General features: G+C 66.1%; 13 protein-coding genes. 3 read left to right on the top strand and 10 right to left on the bottom strand.

What is annotated here, in order from left to right; translation table 11 throughout:
* Positions 1-61 precede the first annotated feature (61 nt).
* Both GGI48_RS00765 and GGI48_RS00760 read right to left on the bottom strand, forming a co-directional pair.
* Positions 62-1,039, bottom strand: a complete 978-nt coding sequence (locus GGI48_RS00765) for a FecR domain-containing protein (RefSeq protein WP_179596310.1) — start codon at positions 1,037-1,039, stop codon at positions 62-64.
* 6 nt (positions 1,040-1,045) lie between these two features.
* Positions 1,046-1,579 (bottom strand): sigma-70 family RNA polymerase sigma factor, encoded by a 534-nt coding sequence (locus GGI48_RS00760; RefSeq protein WP_016965158.1) that lies wholly within the window; start codon positions 1,577-1,579, stop codon positions 1,046-1,048.
* A 323-nt stretch (positions 1,580-1,902) separates the two neighbouring features.
* Here GGI48_RS00760 and GGI48_RS00755 point away from each other — a divergent pair, with 323 nt between their 5' ends.
* Positions 1,903-3,990, top strand: a complete 2,088-nt coding sequence (locus GGI48_RS00755) for an EAL domain-containing protein (protein WP_179596308.1) — start codon at positions 1,903-1,905, stop codon at positions 3,988-3,990.
* Positions 3,991-3,999: 9 nt separating this feature from the next.
* Here the strand turns inward: GGI48_RS00755 and GGI48_RS00750 are convergent, their stop codons facing one another.
* On the bottom strand, positions 4,000-6,435 hold the full coding sequence (locus GGI48_RS00750) for a hypothetical protein (protein WP_409565336.1): 2,436 nt from the start codon (positions 6,433-6,435) through the stop codon (positions 4,000-4,002).
* A gap of 291 nt (positions 6,436-6,726) precedes the next feature.
* Between GGI48_RS00750 and GGI48_RS00745 the strand changes: the two genes are divergently transcribed.
* Together GGI48_RS00745 and GGI48_RS00740 are read left to right on the top strand one after the other, a co-directional pair.
* On the top strand, positions 6,727-7,899 hold the full coding sequence (locus tag GGI48_RS00745) for an NnrS family protein (protein WP_179596304.1): 1,173 nt from the start codon (positions 6,727-6,729) through the stop codon (positions 7,897-7,899).
* A gap of 94 nt (positions 7,900-7,993) precedes the next feature.
* Entirely contained in the window at positions 7,994-8,962 is a 969-nt protein-coding gene (locus GGI48_RS00740) for a sensor domain-containing diguanylate cyclase (protein WP_016964278.1), read from the top strand.
* A 63-nt stretch (positions 8,963-9,025) separates the two neighbouring features.
* Here GGI48_RS00740 and GGI48_RS00735 read toward each other — a convergent pair whose 3' ends face one another.
* From GGI48_RS00735 to GGI48_RS00705, 7 genes are all read right to left on the bottom strand, one after another.
* Positions 9,026-9,901: a hypothetical protein gene (locus GGI48_RS00735; RefSeq protein WP_179596302.1), complete on the bottom strand. Its 876-nt coding sequence runs from the start codon at positions 9,899-9,901 to the stop codon at positions 9,026-9,028.
* A gap of 70 nt (positions 9,902-9,971) precedes the next feature.
* Positions 9,972-10,766 (bottom strand): enoyl-ACP reductase FabI, encoded by a 795-nt coding sequence (fabI, locus tag GGI48_RS00730; RefSeq protein WP_179596300.1) that lies wholly within the window; start codon positions 10,764-10,766, stop codon positions 9,972-9,974.
* A 22-nt stretch (positions 10,767-10,788) separates the two neighbouring features.
* Positions 10,789-12,399, bottom strand: coding sequence for an ABC transporter ATP-binding protein (locus GGI48_RS00725; protein WP_179596298.1), 1,611 nt, complete (start codon positions 12,397-12,399; stop codon positions 10,789-10,791).
* A 1-nt stretch (position 12,400) separates the two neighbouring features.
* Positions 12,401-13,420, bottom strand: coding sequence for an ABC transporter permease (locus GGI48_RS00720; protein WP_179596296.1), 1,020 nt, complete (start codon positions 13,418-13,420; stop codon positions 12,401-12,403).
* A gap of 1 nt (position 13,421) precedes the next feature.
* On the bottom strand, positions 13,422-14,495 hold the full coding sequence (locus GGI48_RS00715) for a microcin C ABC transporter permease YejB (RefSeq protein ID WP_060839056.1): 1,074 nt from the start codon (positions 14,493-14,495) through the stop codon (positions 13,422-13,424).
* A 1-nt stretch (position 14,496) separates the two neighbouring features.
* A complete protein-coding gene (locus GGI48_RS00710; protein WP_179596294.1) occupies positions 14,497-16,347 on the bottom strand; it encodes an extracellular solute-binding protein in 1,851 nt (616 codons plus the stop codon).
* On the bottom strand, positions 16,344-18,173 hold the full coding sequence (locus tag GGI48_RS00705; protein ID WP_047304741.1) for an extracellular solute-binding protein: 1,830 nt from the start codon (positions 18,171-18,173) through the stop codon (positions 16,344-16,346). The genes GGI48_RS00710 and GGI48_RS00705 overlap by 4 nt, the downstream gene beginning before the upstream one ends.
* Positions 18,174-18,315 lie beyond the last annotated feature (142 nt).

Below are 18,315 nucleotides of genomic sequence, written 5' to 3'. Positions count from 1 at the left end.
GGTTAACCGAACCAGAAAGACAAAAGGGAACCGCAACCTTAAAAAAATGTTCTGTGGATTTTCAGGCTCGGGGTTCAAGGGTCACCCACCAGGCCGTCAGGCGCTGGACCCGCACCGGCAGGGCGGCTTCCAGCAGGGCCAGGGCCTGGTCGGAATCGTGCAGCGGGAAGGCGCCCATGACCGGCAATCGACCCAGGGCCGAGTCACAGCCCAGATGCCCCGGGCGATAGCGCCCCAATTCTTCGAGCAGTTGTGCCAGTGGCAGGTTGTCGGCCAGCAGCAGCCCGCGACTCCAGGCTTCGCGAGCGGCGCTGGCGCCTTGCAGCGGACCCAGCGCGACGGCGTCGAAGGCCAGTTGCTGGCCGGCGTCGACCCGTTGCTGCTGGCCGCTCTTGCCGCTGTGCACTTGCACCGCGCCGGCGTAGACGTTGAGCAGGGTGCGTGCGTCCTCCCGGCGCACGCTGAAGCGCGTGCCCAGGGCCTGCAGCCGTCCGTGTTCGGTGTCCACCCGCAACGGGCGCTGCGGATCCTTGGCGGTGTCGATGAGGATTTCGCCCTGGTGCAGTTGCAACAGGCGCTCCCGGGCGCTGTAGCGCACATCCAGCGCGCTCAGGGCATTGAGCCAGAGGTGGGTGCCGTCGCTGAGCCGGACCTCGCGGATCTCCCCGGTGCCGGTGGCGTAGTCGGCCCGCCAGCGGCCCAGTGCCTGGGGCAGCGGCGTGCCGCGCCAGGTGCCCCAGCCCAGGCCGAGCAACACCAGTGCGCCGAGCACCTGGCGCCGCGCCAGTGGTGCCCGCCGGCCACCGCGCAGGGCCTGGCCGGCGGCTTGCTGGGCGCCGGCTTCCTGCAGCGGTAGCAGGCACTGGCTGACCCGCTCGACGTAGCCCCAGGCCCGACGGTGTTCCGGGTGCTGCTCGAGCCAGGCCTGCCAATGGCGGCGTTGTTCGTCGCTGACGGCCTCGTCCTGCAATTGCACGTACCAGTGCGCGGCCTGTTGCAGGCTGGCATGGCTCAAGCGCTGGGCGCCGTGTTCGCTCATGGGCCGCTACTCGATCAGCAGGCCGTCGAGTTCGGCCTCCAGCAGCGCGCAATGCACCAGGGCCTGGGCCAGGTATTTCTTCACCATGCGCTCCGAGACCCCCAGTTCTTCGGCAATGGCCTTGTAGGAACGGCCATGCAACTGCGCCAGGAGAAAGGCTTCGCGCACCCGCTGCGGCAGGCGCTCGAGCAGGGCGTCCACTTCGTAGAGGGTCTCGACGATGATGGCCCGCTGCTCCGGAGACGGTTGCAACGCCGGCGGACGCGCCGCCAGGGCCTGCAGCCAGGCCTGTTCCAACTGGCGGCGCCGCCAGTGATCGATGCACAGGCCGCGGGCGATGGTGGCCAGGTAGGAGCGCTGCTGCACCTCGCCGTCCAGCTGCGGCGGGCGCTTGAGTACCCGGACGAAGATCTCGTGGGCCAGATCGGCGGCATCCCAAGCGTGGTTCAGGCGGCGCCGCAACAGTTCATAGAGCCAGTGGTGATGAGCGTCATAGAGGTTGTGGACCAGAGTGGGGCTGGCGGGCGGCGTGGAAGGCAAGGGCGTGGTCCGGTGGCGGGTGGCGTTGCAAATGGGAATTGCTCGCGATTAAAGCAAAAGCCCTGATACGCTGCAAATGATATTGATTCGCCGTTGTGTCGGGGGGCAGCCCGGCCCGAGGCGCGGCGTTGGGGTCAAGTCTGGCGCCGCAGGGGCGATAAAACACTCAAGGCAGTGCCATCGAGTGCTTGCCGACCAGGGTTTCTACAGTGGTATCTTCGCCTGCACCCCCCTGTTTGCCCCACGGCGCCGCCAGACGCCGGGCGGCCGTGGCGGGGGCCGTCTGCAGGGGGCGGAGGTGCAGTGGTAGAGGAGAGAGGCCGATGCGGCAACCGGGGTTCAAGCTGTTTTTCACCCACCGCCTGGCGCTGCTGGCGGGCGCCGAGTCGTTGCGCTCGATTCGCGAAGGCCTGCTCTGGCTATTGCCTTGCCTGCTGGTGTCGGCGCTGTTCCTGATCCTCGCCCAATGCGCCCAGGCCCTGGGCGCTCCCGACGCCCTGGTGGACGTGCTGACCGGGCTGCACAACCGCATCAGTTCGATCATTCCCCTGCTGGTGGCGGCGTCGATTGGCTACATGCTGGCGATCCAGCACCGCCTGCCCCAGCTGCCGGTGGCCTTTCTCTGCCTGGCCCATGTGGTGATCGCCATCTACCTGCTGCGCGACTATCCGCTGGCCTCGGCAACCTTCGTGCTGTTCATTGCCATCGCCTCGCCCCTGGTCAATGTCCCGACCATGGCCTGGCTGCACCGCCGACGCTGGACCCGGCTGGTGGACGAAGGCCTGGTGGGGCACAACCTCAAGGGCACCATCAATATGGTGTTGCCGGGGATGCTGACCTGTCTGGCGCTGGTGGCGGTGCTGCAGCTGTTGTTGCAGGTCCACGACTTTGCCTACATCCAGCGTCCGCTCGACATCGACAGCCTGGATCATCCCTACCTCAACGCGATCGTCCTGACCTCGACCAACTCCCTGTTGTGGTTCTTCGGCATTCACGGCACCTACGCCATGCAGCCCTTGATTGAGGTGCTGGACCAGGCGGTGGCCCTCAATGCCGCCGATCATGCCGCCGGGCAACCCCTGCGCTTTGCCCTCAACAGTGGTCTTTTGGGGTGCTTCGCCTTCATCGGCGGCTCCGGCGGGTCCCTGGCCCTGGTGCTGGCGATCCTGGGGTTTTCCCGCAACCGCTCCATGCGCCTGCTGGCCATGGCGAGCCTGGCGCTGTCGCTGTTCAACGTCAACGAACTGCTGCTGTTCGGCTTGCCGATCATCCTCAACCCGCGCCTGCTGGTGCCCTTCATGCTGGTGCCCATGGTCAATGCCTGCCTGGCCCTGCTGGTGGTGCAGCTGGGCTGGGTCAGCCCGGCGCTGGTCAGCGTGCCCTTCACCTCGCCGGTGCTGCTCAATGCCTACCTGAGTACCCAGGGCGACTGGGGCGCGGTGCTCCTGCAACTGCTGTTGCTGGGGATCGGCACCCTGATCTACCTGCCATATGTGCGCAGCATCCAGCGCCAGGGCGAAGGCGCCGGGCAGGTCTACCTGAAAACCTTCGACACCACCTTCCGCGGCCTGGAGGAGCGCGGCAGGCTGTTCGAGCTGGACCCGATGGTGGCGGCCTACCGCCAGGCCGCGCAGCAGTCCCTGCAACTGGCGCGGATCCAGCAATTGAGCGGCTACGACTTTCACCTGGAGTACCAGCCCCAGGTGGCCAAGGACAGCGGCCTGTGCACCGGCTGCGAGGCGCTGATCCGCGCCCGGGACGGCGAGGGCAAGGTGCAGTCGCCCTGGGAGCTGTTGCAATGGCTGGGGCAGGCCGGGCTGATGCCCGAGGTGGATTTCTGGGTCGCCTCCCAGGCGGTGCGTCAGCACCTGGCCTGGAGCAAGATCGGCTTCCAACTGCCCATCACCATCAATATCTCCAGCGCCACCCTGGCCTCGGCGGAGCATGGCCGGCGTCTGCTGGAGATTCTCGCCTGGGCCCAGGGCCAGGTTTCGGTGGAGATCACCGAGGACGCGCTGGTGGGCGATGCCCTGTTGACCCAGCAATGGATCGGCAAGCTGCATGCCCTGGGCGCGCGGGTCTACATCGACGACTTCGGCACCGGTTTTTCCGCCTTGAGCTACCTGCATCAGTTTCCGGTGGACGGGATCAAGATCGACCGCAGCTTCGTCCTCGCCCAGCGCGAGCCCAAGGGCGCCCAGGTGCTCAACGGCCTGCTGCGCTTTTGCGAGACGCTCAAGCTCAAGGTGGTGGTGGAAGGGGTGGAAACCCGCGAGCAGCTTGATTTCTTGCAGTCAAGCTCGGAGCTGATCATCCAGGGCTGGTACTACAGCAAGTCCTTGCCCGGGGAGCAGATTCCCGGGTTTGTCAGCCAGCGGGCCCACGGCGCCCTGGCCGCCCGCGAGGAGTGAGGCGCGGCTTCAGACTGTGGGGCGGAACGCCGGATGGTCCGGGCGTGGCAAGGCCTGCCAGGCGCCGGCCAGGTGCGCGTCGGCGGCGAGCAGCCACAGGCCCTGATGGGGCTCCAGGGCCTGGGCGGGCAGGTCGAGCAACTCGGCCAGGGGCAGGCTCAGGCTGCGGCCCGGATCGGGGTCGTCCGCGGCCTGCCAATCCCGTTCGAACAGGCGCAACTCCAGCGCTTGTGGGTCGAAACGCCGGAACTGCGGCCGCTGGCGCAGCCATTTCGGCGCGATGCGCAGGCTGCGCTGCTGCACGTCCAGCAACAACAACTGCCAGGCGCGGTAGCCGTCCTCGACGTCGAGGCGCAGCCGGGTCAGGGCCAGGTAGCGGCCATCGGCGGACCAGATCAGCGACGGTGCCAGATCCGTCAGGGCGCAGCCGCTGGCGGTGAGCAGGTGGCCGCCCAGGCGCGGGCTGGTTTCCCGCAGCCAGCTGTCGGCGTATTCGGTGTCACTGCCGAACAGCCACGCGGCATCGCGGCCGTCGGGAGCCGGCTGGATGAAGTCGCCTTCCGCCACCGCGGCCTGGGGCCGGTCCACCAGGCGCCAGTCGGCCAGCGGCAGCAGTTGCTGTTCGGTGAGCTGCAAGCGCTGGCGTTGGTAGCACAACCGCGAGCCGTCTTGCTCGGCACAGAACGCGGCAGCGTTGGCGGGCGCCGGCGCCGGCTGGTTGAAGCGGCGCAGGGGGCTGCTCGGCAGGTCCTGGTCGAGGCGCCCGACGATCACCGCCAGGCTCAACTGGCCATGGCGCAAGTCCAGCAAGCGTGCCGCCAGCAGGGGCGGGCTGTGCAGCAGGCGTCGCTGCTGCAGGTCGGCCACCACCGCGCGGTCGCTGACCCGGGGCAGCGGGGCGCAAGGCAGCAGGGCCAGGTAACGCCCGCAGTCGGACACCCGATGATCCAACAGCCAGCGCCCGGGCAGTTGCCAGTCGCCGATCCGGCATTCATAGGCGCCCAGGCCCCACTGATCGTCGGCCAGCCAGCTGAACAGTGCCCGCTGGCCATCCAGCAGCGGCGCCGACTCGACCTGGCTGTCACCGCGGCCGCCGCCGCTGTCCAGGGGCTGGCGCAGTCGGGTCCGCGCCAGGGGCAGGGGCGCGACCTGCAGGCAGCCTTCAAGGTCGTGGCCGACGCCGGTTTCGGTGTCGCTGTGGATGCTGTGCAGGCGATAGCCGTAGCGCCCGTGGTCGGCTTCGGCGCAGTCCAGGTAGGCGGCGTGGCGCAGGTAGCGGCTGTCCAGCTCCAGCAGGGGGCCGGGGTAAAAGGACGGTTCCGCCGGGCTGGCGACCCAGGGCGCCGGCAGCGGGCGCCAGCCCTGGTCCGCCTGCCACAGCCAGTTGCTTGCCAGCTCGGGGTGTTGTTCCTCGCATGCGGCGCAGGCCAGGGAGCGGCTGTCGCGGCTCCAGCAACGAGGGCTGTCGGCGCTGATCAGCAGGCCACTGGGCTGGCCGTCCAGGCTCAGTTGGTAAGGCGGCGCCCGCAGCGGCTCCAGGGGTTGGGGCAAGTCTCGCAGGCGGCTGGGCAGGAGCATCCGGGCCTGGAGCCGGTGACGCCCGTCCGGGGACTGTTCCTCGAAGCTCCGCCGGGCCAGATTGTCGACCCAGGCGCCGGGCTCCAGCCACAGATCGGCCACCGCCACCAGGTCGATCGCTTCGGCGCCGTCCAGCAGCGCCGCCAGGCTGGCGTGGCGCGAGTCGTTATTCACCAGGGGGCTGTGCCGCCCGCTCAGGCGGTCTTCGGCGAAGGCGTCCAGCTCCCAGAACTCGCCGTGGTCGCAGCGGTACAGCCGGCGCAACGAGCGGTCGAGGATCGCCAGGCCCCAGCGTTGCCGCGATGGCAAGGGCGCGGCGAAGTAGCGCCCATCGCTGGAGAACCGCGCCGACGAACCCAGTCCTTGCAGCAGTACGCCGTCCGGGAACAGGTAATCGCAATAAGTGGGGCCGCCCATGGCAATCTCGCCGTGGTTGAACACCCGGATCGGCAGGCCTTCCGGGGTCTGCTGCGGTTCGCCGCCGCCCCAGGCGCTGACGGGAGTGGCCGGGGGCTGCACCAGGCCCAGTCGGCGTTCCAGATGGCTGACCGCGGCCAGCCCGGCAACGATGCTGGCGAAGGCTGCCGCGATGTCCCAGTACGCCGGCAGGGCCCGGCCCAGGCTGAAACCCAGGCCAAACGCCGCACTGATCATCAGCCGGGCCATGGCGCGAGCGGTTCTGAGCCAACCCAGGCGCGCCGCCAGGGCCATGCCCGCGGCACAACCGAGCACCACGGCCAGGGCCAGGGCTGGGGGCAGCAAGGTGACGAAGAAAATCGGTACCAGCAGGGCGCACAACTGCCAGAGCAACTCCAGCAACAGGCGCGACAGGCTTTTCTCGGACGGAACGCGAGGGGTGGAGGGCAACGAAGACATCCTTGTGCGGCAGAGGGGCTGGGGATGCCAATCTACGCTTGCGGCGTGCAAAACGCAGCTGGGAATGAGCGGTCATATTGACTTGATTGGTGTCTTAATGACCTTTTCCAGTCGTTGTCAAAAAGACTGTTCGCGACCCAGGCCCCCGGTTTGCGGCAGATCTGGCGCTGGCATGAATCGTGATGGGGATGGGTTATATCGCCACTGATTGGCCGAGGAGCCCCACGATGATCCGCTACTGCAATTGGCCATTGTCTGTCCTGAACCGGGGGAGGGTTGCCTGTGTCCTTGCCTGAACGTTGGCGGCAATGGGCCGCACAGCCGTTGTGGAGCCTGGGCTTCCGGCCGTTTTTCCTGACGGGAGCCGCTTTCGCCTGTATCGCCCTGATGGGCTGGGGCCTTTGGCTGCACGGGCTCTGGAACGGCCGCCAGCCGCTGGGCGGGATGCTGGCCTGGCATCGGCACGAGATGCTGTTCGGCTTTGCCGTGGCGATCATCGCCGGGTTCCTGCTGACGGCGGTGGCCAACTGGACCGGGCGCCCGGGGCTCAGTCGCACGCCGTTGATCCTGTTGTGGCTGGCCTGGCTGCTGGCGCGGCTGGCCTGGTGGCTGCCGCTGCCGGCGCCACTGTTCCTGGTGCTGCAAGTGGCGTTCATGCCGGCGCTGGCCGGGGTGGTGGGATATGAACTGTGGCGCGCCGGCAAGCGCGACAACTACCCCATCGTGGTGATCCTGGGGCTGCTGGCGCTGTTTCAGGGGCTGGCCTTGTGGGGCCTGCTGGGCCATCAGGAGCTTTGGCAGCGGCGCGGCGAACTGGGGGCGTTGTGGCTGGTGGCGACCCTGATGACGGTGATCGGTGGCCGGGTCATCCCGTTCTTTATCCAGCGTGGCCTCAATCTGCCGCCGACACCGGCCGGGTCGCCCTGGCCGACCCGACTGTTGCTGGTCGGCAGCCTACTGGCGGCCCTGTCCATGGCCCTGGGAGGCGGCGACGGGCCTCAGCGCTGGCTGGCCCCATTGTTCGTCCTGCTGGCGGCCTTGCACCTGTGGCGCCTGTGGCGCTGGCACCACCCGGGCCTGTGGCGCCTGCCGTTGCTCTGGTCGCTGTACCTGGCGTACCTGTGGCTGGCCCTGGCCACCCTGGGCATGGCCCTGTGGCACCTGGGCTGGCCGCTGCAACAGAGCCTGGTGACCCATGCCCTGGCGGTGGGTGGCCTGGGCGGGCTGGTGCTGGCCATGGTGGCGCGGGTCAGCCTCGGGCACAGCGGCCGGCCGCTGCAGGTGTCGCGGGCCATGGCCGGCGGTTTTGCGCTGCTGTTCCTGGCAGCCGTGTGCCGGGTTCTGCTGGTGCCGTTCAACAGCCTGGGGCTGGGGCTTTCGGCGTTGCTGGCGGCGCTGGCGTTCGCGCTGTTCGTGGCGGGCTACGGGCGGATTCTGCTGAGCCCCCGGCTCTGAGGGCGCTTGAGCCACGGGCTCGGGGACGCGCCGCTGAGAGACGCCGTCGCGATTTGGACTACGCTCTGTGTCTTAACCGCGAATGGAGTCAGCGATGTTGCATCCCCGCAAGCCCGGCAATGAGGTCTTGAGACTCCAGACCCTGCGCGAGCTGAACATCCTCGACACCTTGCCGCAGGAGCGCTTCGACCGGGTGACCCGGCTGGCCAGGCGCCTGTTCAATGTGCCGATCGCGCTGATCAGCCTGGTGGACACCGACCGCCAGTGGTTCAAGTCCGCCGCGGGGCTGGATGTCAGCCAGACCCCGCGGGACCAGTCCTTTTGCGGGCACACGATTCTCGAAGACCAGATCCTCACCGTGTGCGATGCCGAGCTGGACGAGCGTTTCCATGACAATCCGCTGGTCACCGGCGAACCGCGGATTCGCTTCTACGCCGGTTGCCCCTTGAGCGTGCCCAATGGCAGCAGGCTCGGCACCCTGTGCCTGATCGATACCAAGCCCCGGGATCTGGACGACGAAGAGCGTGCCCTGCTGCGGGACCTGGCGCGCATGGCCGAGCAGGAGCTGGCGGCCGTGCAGATGGCCAGCATGGATGAGCTGACCCTGCTGTCCAATCGCCGCGGCTTCGAGGCCCTGGCGCGGCATGCCCTGGGGGCCTGCCAGCGGCTGAACAGAACCGCGACCCTGCTGTTCTTCGACCTCAACGACTTCAAGCAGATCAACGACACCTATGGCCATGCCGAAGGCGACGGCGCCTTGAAGACCTTCGCCGATGTGTTGCGCATCGCCTTTCGCGACAGCGACGTGATCGGCCGCCTGGGCGGCGATGAGTTCGTCGCCCTGCTGACCGCCGCCGACCATGTCGAGACCTCGGCGATCATGGCGCGCCTGCGGGAGATCCTCGACGAGCGCAATGCCACCTTGAAGCGTGGCTATGACATCCACTTCAGTGTCGGTCAGGTCGACTACCACCCCGAGCGTCACCCCGGGATCGAGGCGTTGCTGGCGGACGCCGACAAGGCCATGTACCTGCACAAGCAGGCTGGCAAGCGGGCTCGCTGAGGGTTGCTGCCGCCAAGCCCGGCCCGGTGACGCGGGGCAGCGAAGGGCGTCAGTGGCAGGGCGCTATTGGCCGCGCTCCATCAGCGGTGGGCTATAGCTTTCCTCGATGTCGACCCCGGCCGCCCTGGCTCGGCTTTCAACTTCTGAGCGACGTTGCAGCCGTTCTTTCAAATGCGCAGGGAACAGGGTTCTCCATTGGGCTCTTTGTGCCTCTGCAAAGTCGCGGGTCCAGAACGTGTCCAGGGACATCAGGTTCAGGCTTATCAAGTAGACAGCGCTTTGCAGGGGGGCGCTTTTCGAGTCGTGGCGCAGGGCTCGGACATGCGCAATGTAGTTGCCGTGATAGAGATACCAGTCATAGAACATGTCGTTGCCCAGCCACTGCTCAAGGCTCATCTCATGGTTGGCATCGAACAGCGGGTGGCTGAGTGGCTGGGTACCCAGGAGGCTTTCCTTCCAGTCCAGCTTGTGCAACTCGCCAGCGGCTATTCGGGGGTCGGAAGGGAAGTAGTATTTTTGCCATCCAGCGTTCTTCAACGTCCTGAGAAGGTTATAGACAAGCGCCTTGTTGGCCTTGTGAGTGCTGTTGTCCGGCAGCCCGCGAAGGTCGATGTTCAATGCCTGGATGGTGTTTGAGGTATTGCCATCAACGGCAATCAAGAGTCCGGCCACCTGATCCAGTTCAAGCGTGCCCTCGGGCTGGGCCAGGCTCAGGTCAAGGAGTGCTCCCTGACGATCCGCCTCATACCAACATAGGTTGACCGCATCCAGGCAGTCGGCGGTAAAGCTCACCGGGCTCTTTTCCAGGAACTCGGCAACCGGTGTGCCCAAGGGGATGTGCAGGCGTGCGACGCTGCTTCGGGTTTTATTCGGGGCTTTATCTTGAGTGTGGTCGCAGCCGGCTAGAAAAAGTACGAGCAACAGATAGCACAGCTTCATGTTCGGCCTTTGCAATGAGCGGGAGGGGGCAGGGTGGCGAAGGCGCAAGCCCCCTCGCCGCAGCCAGCGATCACTCGTCGAGGTTGCCCATGGCGGTGGTGTTGAAGCCGCCGTCCACGTACAGGATCTCGCCGCTGATGCCCGAGGCCAGGTCCGAGCAGAGGAAGGCGCCGGCGTTGCCGACCTCCTCGATGGTGACGTTGCGCCGCAGGGGTGTCTGGGCTTCGTTGGCCGCCAGCATCTTGCGGAAGTTCTTGATCCCCGAGGCGGCCAGGGTGCGGATCGGCCCGGCGGAGACGGCGTTGACCCGAGTGCCTTCCGGGCCCAGGGAGCCGGCCAGGTAGCGCACGCCGGCTTCCAGGGAGGCCTTGGCCATGCCCATCACGTTGTAGTTGGGCATGGTGCGCTCGGCGCCCAGGTAGGACAGGGTCAGCAGGCTGCCGTTGCGGCCCTTCATCATTTCCCGACCGGCCTTGGCCAGGGCCACGAAGCTGTAGGCGCTGATGTCGTGGGCGATGCGAAAGCCCTCGCGGGTGGTGGCATCGGTGAAGTCGCCTTCAAGCTGGTCGCCGGGGGCGAAGCCCACGGAGTGGACGATGCAGTCCAGGCCGTCCCATTTTTTGCCCAGCTCGGTGAAGACCTGGGCGATCTGCTCGTCGCTGGCCACATCGCAAGGGAAGCACAGCTCGGCGCTGGAGCCCCAGCCGGCGGCGAACTCCTCGACCCGGCCCTTGAGTTTTTCGTTCTGATAAGTGAAGGCCAGCTCGGCGCCTTCACGGTGCATGGCGGCGGCAATGCCCGAGGCGATCGACAGTTTGCTGGCGACACCAACGATCAGGACACGCTTCCCAGCGAGAAAACCCATAAGTTGCTACTCCTGTTGCAGGTTATTCGGCGTGTGCCGGAGCCAGGAAGGCGGCTTCCAGCAGTTGCCGTGTGTAGGGATGTTGTGGGGCGGCGAAGATACTGCGCGCGTCGCCTTGTTCCACCACCTGGCCGTGCTTGATCACCATCAACTGGTGGCTCAGGGCCTTGACCACCGCCAGGTCATGGCTGATGAACAGGTAGGTCAGGTTGTACTTGCGTTGCAGGTTGCGCAGCAGTTCCACCACCTGGCGCTGTACGGTGCGGTCCAGGGCCGAGGTCGGCTCGTCCAGCAGGATCAGCCGCGGCTTGAGCACCAGGGCCCGGGCGATGGCGATGCGCTGGCGTTGGCCGCCGGAAAACTCATGGGGGTAGCGGTGCCGGGTGTCCGGGTCCAGGCCGACTTCCTTGAGGGCTTCGATGATGGCCTGTTCCTGCTCCTGTTCGCTGCCGATCTTGTGGATGCGCAGGCCTTCGCCGACGATCTGGCTCACGCTCATGCGCGGGCTGAGGCTGCCGAAGGGGTCCTGGAACACCACCTGCATTTCCCGCCGCAGCGGCCGAACTTGTTGCTGGGACAAGGCGTCCAGCTGCTGGCCCTCGAAACGAATGCCGCCCTGGCTGGCGATCAGGCGCAGGATCGCCAGGCCCAGGGTCGACTTGCCCGAGCCGCTTTCGCCGACGATGCCCAGGGTCTGGCCCTGGGGCAGGCTGAAGTGGATGCCGTCCACCGCCTTGACGTGATCCACGGTGCTGCGTAGCAGGCCCTTCTTGATCGGGAACCAGACCTTGAGGTTGTCCACTTCCAGCAACGGCGGGCCGATCGGGTTGTTCGCCGGGGTGCCGCTGGGCTCCGCGGCCAGCAATTCCCGGGTGTAGGGATGCTGCGGCGCGCGGAACAGCTCCTCGCAGGACGCCTGCTCGACGATGCGCCCTTTCTGCATCACGCAGACCCGGTGGGCAATGCGCCGCACCAGGTTCAGGTCGTGGCTGATCAGCAGCAAGGCCATGCCCAGGCGCGCCTGCAGTTCCTTGAGCAGTTCGAGGATCTTTAACTGCACCGTGACATCCAGCGCCGTGGTCGGTTCGTCGGCGATCAGCAGCTCCGGCTCGTTGGCCAGGGCCATGGCGATCATCACCCGTTGCCGCTGGCCGCCGGACAGTTCGTGGGGCAGGGCCTTGAGGCGCTTGTGCGGCTCGGGAATGCCCACCAGTTCCAGCAGCTCCAGGGTGCGTTTGCTGGCGACCTTGCCGGTCAGGCCCTTGTGGATGCCCAGCACTTCGTTGATCTGCTTTTCGATGCTGTGCAGCGGGTTCAGCGAGGTCATGGGCTCCTGGAAGATCATCGCGATGCGGTTGCCGCGAATGTGGCGAATGGTCTTCTCGTTCAGGGTCAGCAGGTCGTGCCCGGAATACTGGATGCTGCCGGATGGGTGCTGGGCCAGGGGATAGGGCAAAAGGCGCAGGATCGAGTGGGCGGTCACCGATTTGCCGGAGCCGCTCTCGCCCACCAGGGCCAGGGTTTCGCCGCGCTTGATGTCGAAGCTGATGCCTTCCACCACGCGCTGGCACTGGGCGCCGGCGACGAACTCCACCGCCAGGTCGCGGACTTCGATCAGAGTGTCCTGGGTCATGTCATTTCCTCGGGTCGAAGGCATCGCGGGCGGATTCGCCGATAAACACCAGCAGGCTGAGCATGAGCGCCAGCACGGCAAAGGCACTGATGCCCAGCCAGGGCGCCTGCAGGTTGGACTTGCCCTGAGCCACCAGTTCGCCCAGGGATGGCGCCCCCGGCGGCAGGCCGAAGCCGAGGAAGTCCAGGGCGGTGAGGGTGCCGATGGCGCCGGTGAGGATGAACGGCATGAAGGTCATGGTGGAGACCATGGCGTTGGGCAGGATGTGGCGGAACATGATCGCGCCGTTCTGCATGCCCAGGGCCCGGGCCGCGCGCACGTACTCCAGGTTGCGCCCGCGCAGGAACTCGGCGCGCACCACGTCCACCAGGCTCATCCAGGAAAACAGCAGCATGATCCCCAGCAGCCACCAGAAGTTCGGTTGCACGAAGCTGGCGAGGATGATCAGCAGGTAGAGCACCGGCAGCCCGGACCAGATTTCCAGGAAACGCTGCCCGGCCAGGTCCACCCAGCCGCCGTAGAAGCCCTGCAGGGCGCCAGCGATGACCCCGATGATCGAGCTGAGGATGGTCAGGGTCAGGGCGAACAGCACCGAGATGCGAAAGCCGTAGATGACCCGGGCCAGCACATCGCGGCCCTGGTCGTCGGTGCCCAGCAGGTTGTCCGCCGAGGGTGGCGCCGGGGCCGGCACCCGCAAGTCGTAGTTGATGCTCTGGTAGCTGAAGGGGATCGGCGCCCACAGCACCCAGGCGTCCTTCTGCGCCAGCAGCTCGCGGATGTACGGGCTCTTGTAGTTGGCTTCCAGGGGGAATTCGCCGCCGAAGGTGGTTTCCGGGTAGCGCTTGAGGGCCGGGAAGTACCAGCCGCCTTCGTAGTGCACCACCAGCGGCTTGTCGTTGGCGATCAGCTCGGCGCCCAGGCTGAGGACGAACAGCACCAAAAACAGCCACAGCGACCACCAGCCGCGTTTGTTGGCCTTGAAGCGTTCGAAGCGCCGGCGATTGAGGGGGGACAGGTTCATCTCAATGCTCCCGGCTGTCGAAGTCGATGCGTGGGTCGACCAGGGTGTAGGTCAGGTCGCCGATCAGTTTCACCACCAGCCCCAGCAGGGTGAAGATGAACAGGGTGCCGAACACCACCGGGTAGTCGCGGTTGATCGCCGCCTCGAAGCTCATCAGGCCCAGGCCGTCGAGGGAGAAGATCACCTCCACCAGCAGGGACCCGGTGAAGAAGATGCCGATGAAAGCCGAGGGAAAGCCGGCGATCACCAGCAGCATGGCGTTGCGGAACACGTGGCCGTAGAGCACCCGGCGCTGGGTCAGGCCCTTGGCCTTGGCGGTGACCACGTACTGCTTGTTGATCTCGTCGAGGAAGCTGTTCTTGGTCAGCAGGGTCATGGTGGCGAAGTGGCCGATCACCAGGGCGGTGACCGGCAGCGCCAGGTGCCAGAAGTAGTCGAGGATCTTGCGCCCCCAGCTCAACTGGTCGAAGTCGTTGGAGGTCAGGCCGCGCAACGGGAACCAGTTGAAATAGCTGCCGCCGGCGAACACCACGATCAGCAGGATGGCGAACAGGAAGGCCGGGATCGCATAGCCGACGATGATCGCCGAGCTGGTCCAGACATCGAAGTGGCTGCCGTGGCGGGTGGCCTTGGCGATCCCCAGGGGGATCGACACCAGGTACATGATCAGGGTGCTCCAGAGCCCGAGGGAGATGGACACCGGCATCTTTTCCTTGATCAGGTCCACCACCTTGGCGTCGCGGAAGAAGCTGTTGCCGAAATCCAGGGTGGCGTAGTTCTTGATCATGATCCACAGGCGTTCCGGCGCCGACTTGTCGAAGCCGTACATGTGCTCGATTTCCTTGATCAGCGCCGGGTCCAGGCCCTGGGCGCCGCGGTAGCTGGAACCGGCCACCGATACTTCGGCGCCGCCGCCGGCGATGCGGCTGGTGGCGCCGTCGAAGCCTTCGAGCTTGGCGATCATCTGCTCCACCGGGCCGCCGGGCGCGGCCTGGATGATCACGAAGTTGATCAGCAGGATGCCCAGCAGGGTCGGGATGATCAGCAGCAGTCGACGAAAGATATAGGCCAGCATGTCATTGCTCCCTGTCGGCTGGGGCCGCCTGGTCCGGGGCCGGTTCTATGGCGGGCTTGGCGTCGGGCTTGATCCACCAGGTGTGGATGCCGATGTCGTACTTGGGCGCGACTTGCGGGTGGCCGATGTGGTCCCAGTAGGCCACGCGCCAGGTCTTGATGTGCCAGTTGGGGATCACGTAGTAGCCCCATTGCAGGACCCGGTCCAGGGCCCGGGCGTGGGCCACCAGGCTGGCGCGCGAGTCGGCGTTGATCAGGCTTTCCACCAGGCTGTCGATGGCCGGGTCCTTGAGGCCGATGTAGTTGCGGCTGCCGGGCTTGTCGGCGCTGGAGGACATCCAGAACTCGCGCTGCTCGTTGCCCGGGGAGTTGGACTGGGGAAAGCTGCCGACGATCATGTCGAAGTCCCGCGAGCGCACCCGGGTGATGTACTGGGACACGTCGACCCGGCGGATCACCAGATCGATGCCCAGGTCCGCCAGGTTGCGCTTGAACGGCAGCAGCACCCGCTCGAACTCGGTCTGGGCCAGGAGGAACTCGATCACTACCGGCTTGCCTTGGGCGTCGACCATCTTGTCGTCGACAATGCGCCAGCCGGCTTCCTGCAACAGCTGGTAGGCCTGGCGCTGCTGGGCACGGATCATGCCGCTGCCGTCGCACACCGAAGGCGAGAAGGCCTGGTCGAACACCTGCGGCGGGATCTGGCCGCGCAGCGGTTCGAGAATCGCCAGCTCCTCCGGGCCCGGCAGGCCGGTGGCGGCCATTTCCGAGTTCTCGAAGTAACTGCGGGTGCGGGTGTAGGCGCCGTTGAACAGCTGCTTGTTGCTCCATTCGAAATCCAGCAGCAGGCTCAGGGCGTGGCGCACTCGCACGTCCTGGAACAGCGGTCGGCGGGTGTTGAAGACAAAACCCTGCATGCCGGTGGGGTTGCCGTTGGCGATCTGCTCCTTGATCAGCCGGCCCTGGGCCACGGCCGGGGTGTTGTAGGCGGTGGCCCAGTTCTTCGCGCTTATTTCCAGCCAGTAGTCGAACTGCCCGGCCTTGAGGGCTTCCAGGGCCACGGTGTTGTCGCGGTAGTAATCGCTGGTGATCACGTCGAAGTTGTAGAAGCCGCGATTGACCGGCAGGTCGCGGCCCCAGTAGTCCTTGACCCGCTCGTAGCGGATCGAGCGCCCGGCCTTGACCTGGGTCACTCGGTAGGGGCCGCTGCCCAGGGGCACTTCCAGGTTGCTCTTGGCAAAGTCGCGGCTTTCCCACCAGTGCTTGGGCAGGACCGTCAGCTGGCCGAGGATCAGCGGCAGTTCGCGGTTGTTGTTGTGCTTGAACTTGAACAGCACCCGCAACGGGTCTTCGGCGATCACCTGGTCGACGTCGGCGTAGTAGCCGCGGTACAGCGGCGAACCGGCGCTCATCAGGGTCTGGAAGCTGAACACCACGTCCTCGGCGCGGATCGGCTGGCCGTCGTTGAAGCGCGCCTCCGGGCGCAGGTAGAAACGCACCCAGCTGTTGTCCGGGGCTTTTTCGATCTTGCCCGCCACCAGCCCGTATTCGGTGAAGGGCTCGTCCAGGCTCTGGGTCATCAGGGTGTCGTAGATCAGGCCGATGTTCTGCTCGGGCACGCCTTTGCTGATGAAGGGGTTGAGGCTGTCGAAGCTGCCGAAGCCGGCCATGCGGAAGGTGCCGCCCTTGGGCGCCTTCGGGTCGACGAAGTCGAAGTGCTGGAAGTTCGCCGGGTATTTCGGCGCTTCGTTGTACAGGGTCAGGGCATGTTGCGGCGCAGCCTGGGCACAGCAGGCGATGACGCCGAACAACAGGCCGCTGGTGCGCAGGAGCAGGGCACGCAGAGGCATCATTGGGGAGTCTCCAGGGACTTCAGCCACCAGGCGTTCAAGCCCAGGTTGTAGGGCGGCGTGGTGACAAAGGCGAACCGGTTGCGGTAGGCCAGTCGGTGATAGTTGAGGTACCAGTTGGGAATCATGTAGTGCTGCCACAGCAGCACCCGGTCCAGGGCGCGGCCGGCGGCCAGTTGCTCGTCGCGGCTCTGGGCGGCCAGCAGTTGCTCCAGCAGGTGATCGACAATCGGGTTGTTGATGCCTGCGTAGTTCTTGCTGCCCTTGACCGAGACCTGGCTGGAGTGGAAGTACTGCCATTGCTCCAGGCCCGGGCTCAGGGTCTGGTTGAGGGTCATGAGGATCATGTCGTAGTCGAACTGGTCCAGGCGCTGCTTGTATTGCGCCCGGTCCACGGTGCGCAGGCGCGCCTCGATGCCGATGCTCGCCAGGTTCTCCACGTAGGGCTGGAGAATCCGCTCCAGGTTGGGATTGACCAGCATCAGCTCGAAACGCAGCGGCTGCCCGGCGCTGTTCTGCAGGCGCTGGCCGTTGAGCTTCCAGCCGGCGTCGGCCAACAGCCCCAGGGCGCGGCGCAGGGTATCCCGGGGGATGCCGCGACCCTCGGTGCGGGGCAGGCTGAAGGCCTGGGTGAAGAGATTGGCGGGCAGTTGCTCGCGGTAGGGCGACAGCAGTAGCCATTCGTGCCCTACCGGCAGGCCCGTGGCGGCGAATTCGCTGTTGGGGTAGTAACTCAGGGCCCGCTGGTAGGCGCCGCTGAACAGGGTGCGGTTGGTCCATTCGAAGTCGAACATCAGGCCCAGGGCTTCACGCACCCGCACGTCGGCGAAGAGACTGCGCCGGGTGTTCATGAACAGGCCTTGGGTCTGGGTCGGAATCTGGTGCGCGACCTGGGCCTTGATCACCTCGCCGCGATTGACCGCGGGGAAGTTGTAGCCGTTGGCCCAGTTCTTGGCCTGGTGCTCGATGTAGATGTCGAACTCGCCGGCCTTGAAGGCTTCGAAGGCCACGTCGCTGTCGCGGTAGAACTCCACTTCGACCCGGTCGAAGTTGTTGAAGCCGCGGTTGACCGGCAAGTCCTTGCCCCAATAGTCCTGGACCCGTTCGAACACCAGTTGGCGTCCGGGCTGGACCTGGGTGATGCGATAGGGGCCGCTGCCCAGGGGCGGGGTGAAGGTGGTGGCCTTGAAGTCGCGGTCTTTCCAGTAGTGCTGGGGCAGCACCGGCAGCTCGCCCAGGCGCAGGATCAGCAGCGGGTTGCCGGCGCGCTTGAACACGAAGCGGATGCGCTGCGGGCCGAGGATGTCCACCCGCTGCACTTCCTGCAGGTTGGTGCGGTATTGCGGGTGGCCTTCCTTGAGCAGCAGGCGGTAGGAGAACGCCACGTCATAGGCGGTGATCGGCTTGCCATCGTGAAAGCGTGCCTCGGGGCGCAGGTTGAACACCACCCAGCTGCGGTCTTCGCTGTATTCCACGGAGCGGGCGATCAGGCCGTAGCTGGAGGTGGGCTCGTCACCGGAGGGGGCGTAGAGGCCGGTGCCCACCATCAGCGGTTCGTTGAGTTCGTTGACCCCGTATTGCAGGAAGTTCGGCGTGGCGACCGGGCTGGTGCCTTTGAAGGTGTAGGGGTTGAGGGTATCGAAGGTGCCAAAGGCCATGACCCGCAAGGTGCCGCCTTTGGGCGCCGCGGGGTTGACCCAGTCGAAGTGGGTGAATTTGGCCGGGTACTTGAGCGTGCCAAACTGCGCATAACCATGACTTTCGGTGATCGTCGCGCTTGCGGGAAAGCTCAAGGCCAGACTGAAGAAGAGCAGAAGGAGGGGACGCATCGAGTCAGAGATCCGTTCCAGGCGGCTTGGGCTTAATGCTCCGTACAGTAACAGCTTGTATCAGCAGGAAAAAGCTCGCTGGCGCGAGCTTTGTGCAATTGAAATCTCCTGTAGGAGCCGGCTTGTCGGCGAAGGCTGTTCG

Source organism: Pseudomonas protegens (genome assembly GCF_013407925.2).
GTDB classification, from domain to species: domain Bacteria; phylum Pseudomonadota; class Gammaproteobacteria; order Pseudomonadales; family Pseudomonadaceae; genus Aquipseudomonas; species Aquipseudomonas fluorescens_AP.
The sequence above is the reverse complement of the archived record's forward strand: the minus strand, read 5'-3'. Positions and strand labels throughout refer to the sequence as shown.

Excerpts from the sequence above, each read along its gene's own strand:
- GGI48_RS00735 (WP_179596302.1), bottom strand. The coding sequence starts at position 9,901 with ATGAAGCTGTGCTATCTGTTGCTCGTACTTTTTCTAGCCGGCTGCGAC.
- GGI48_RS00715 (WP_060839056.1), bottom strand. The coding sequence starts at position 14,495 with ATGCTGGCCTATATCTTTCGTCGACTGCTGCTGATCATCCCGACCCTG.
- GGI48_RS00710 (WP_179596294.1), bottom strand. The coding sequence starts at position 16,347 with ATGATGCCTCTGCGTGCCCTGCTCCTGCGCACCAGCGGCCTGTTGTTC.
- GGI48_RS00705 (WP_047304741.1), bottom strand. The coding sequence starts at position 18,173 with ATGCGTCCCCTCCTTCTGCTCTTCTTCAGTCTGGCCTTGAGCTTTCCC.
- GGI48_RS00720 (WP_179596296.1), bottom strand. The coding sequence starts at position 13,420 with ATGAACCTGTCCCCCCTCAATCGCCGGCGCTTCGAACGCTTCAAGGCC.
- GGI48_RS00765 (WP_179596310.1), bottom strand. The coding sequence starts at position 1,039 with ATGAGCGAACACGGCGCCCAGCGCTTGAGCCATGCCAGCCTGCAACAG.
- GGI48_RS00755 (WP_179596308.1), top strand. The coding sequence starts at position 1,903 with ATGCGGCAACCGGGGTTCAAGCTGTTTTTCACCCACCGCCTGGCGCTG.
- GGI48_RS00725 (WP_179596298.1), bottom strand. The coding sequence starts at position 12,399 with ATGACCCAGGACACTCTGATCGAAGTCCGCGACCTGGCGGTGGAGTTC.
- GGI48_RS00740 (WP_016964278.1), top strand. The coding sequence starts at position 7,994 with ATGTTGCATCCCCGCAAGCCCGGCAATGAGGTCTTGAGACTCCAGACC.
- fabI (WP_179596300.1), bottom strand. The coding sequence starts at position 10,766 with ATGGGTTTTCTCGCTGGGAAGCGTGTCCTGATCGTTGGTGTCGCCAGC.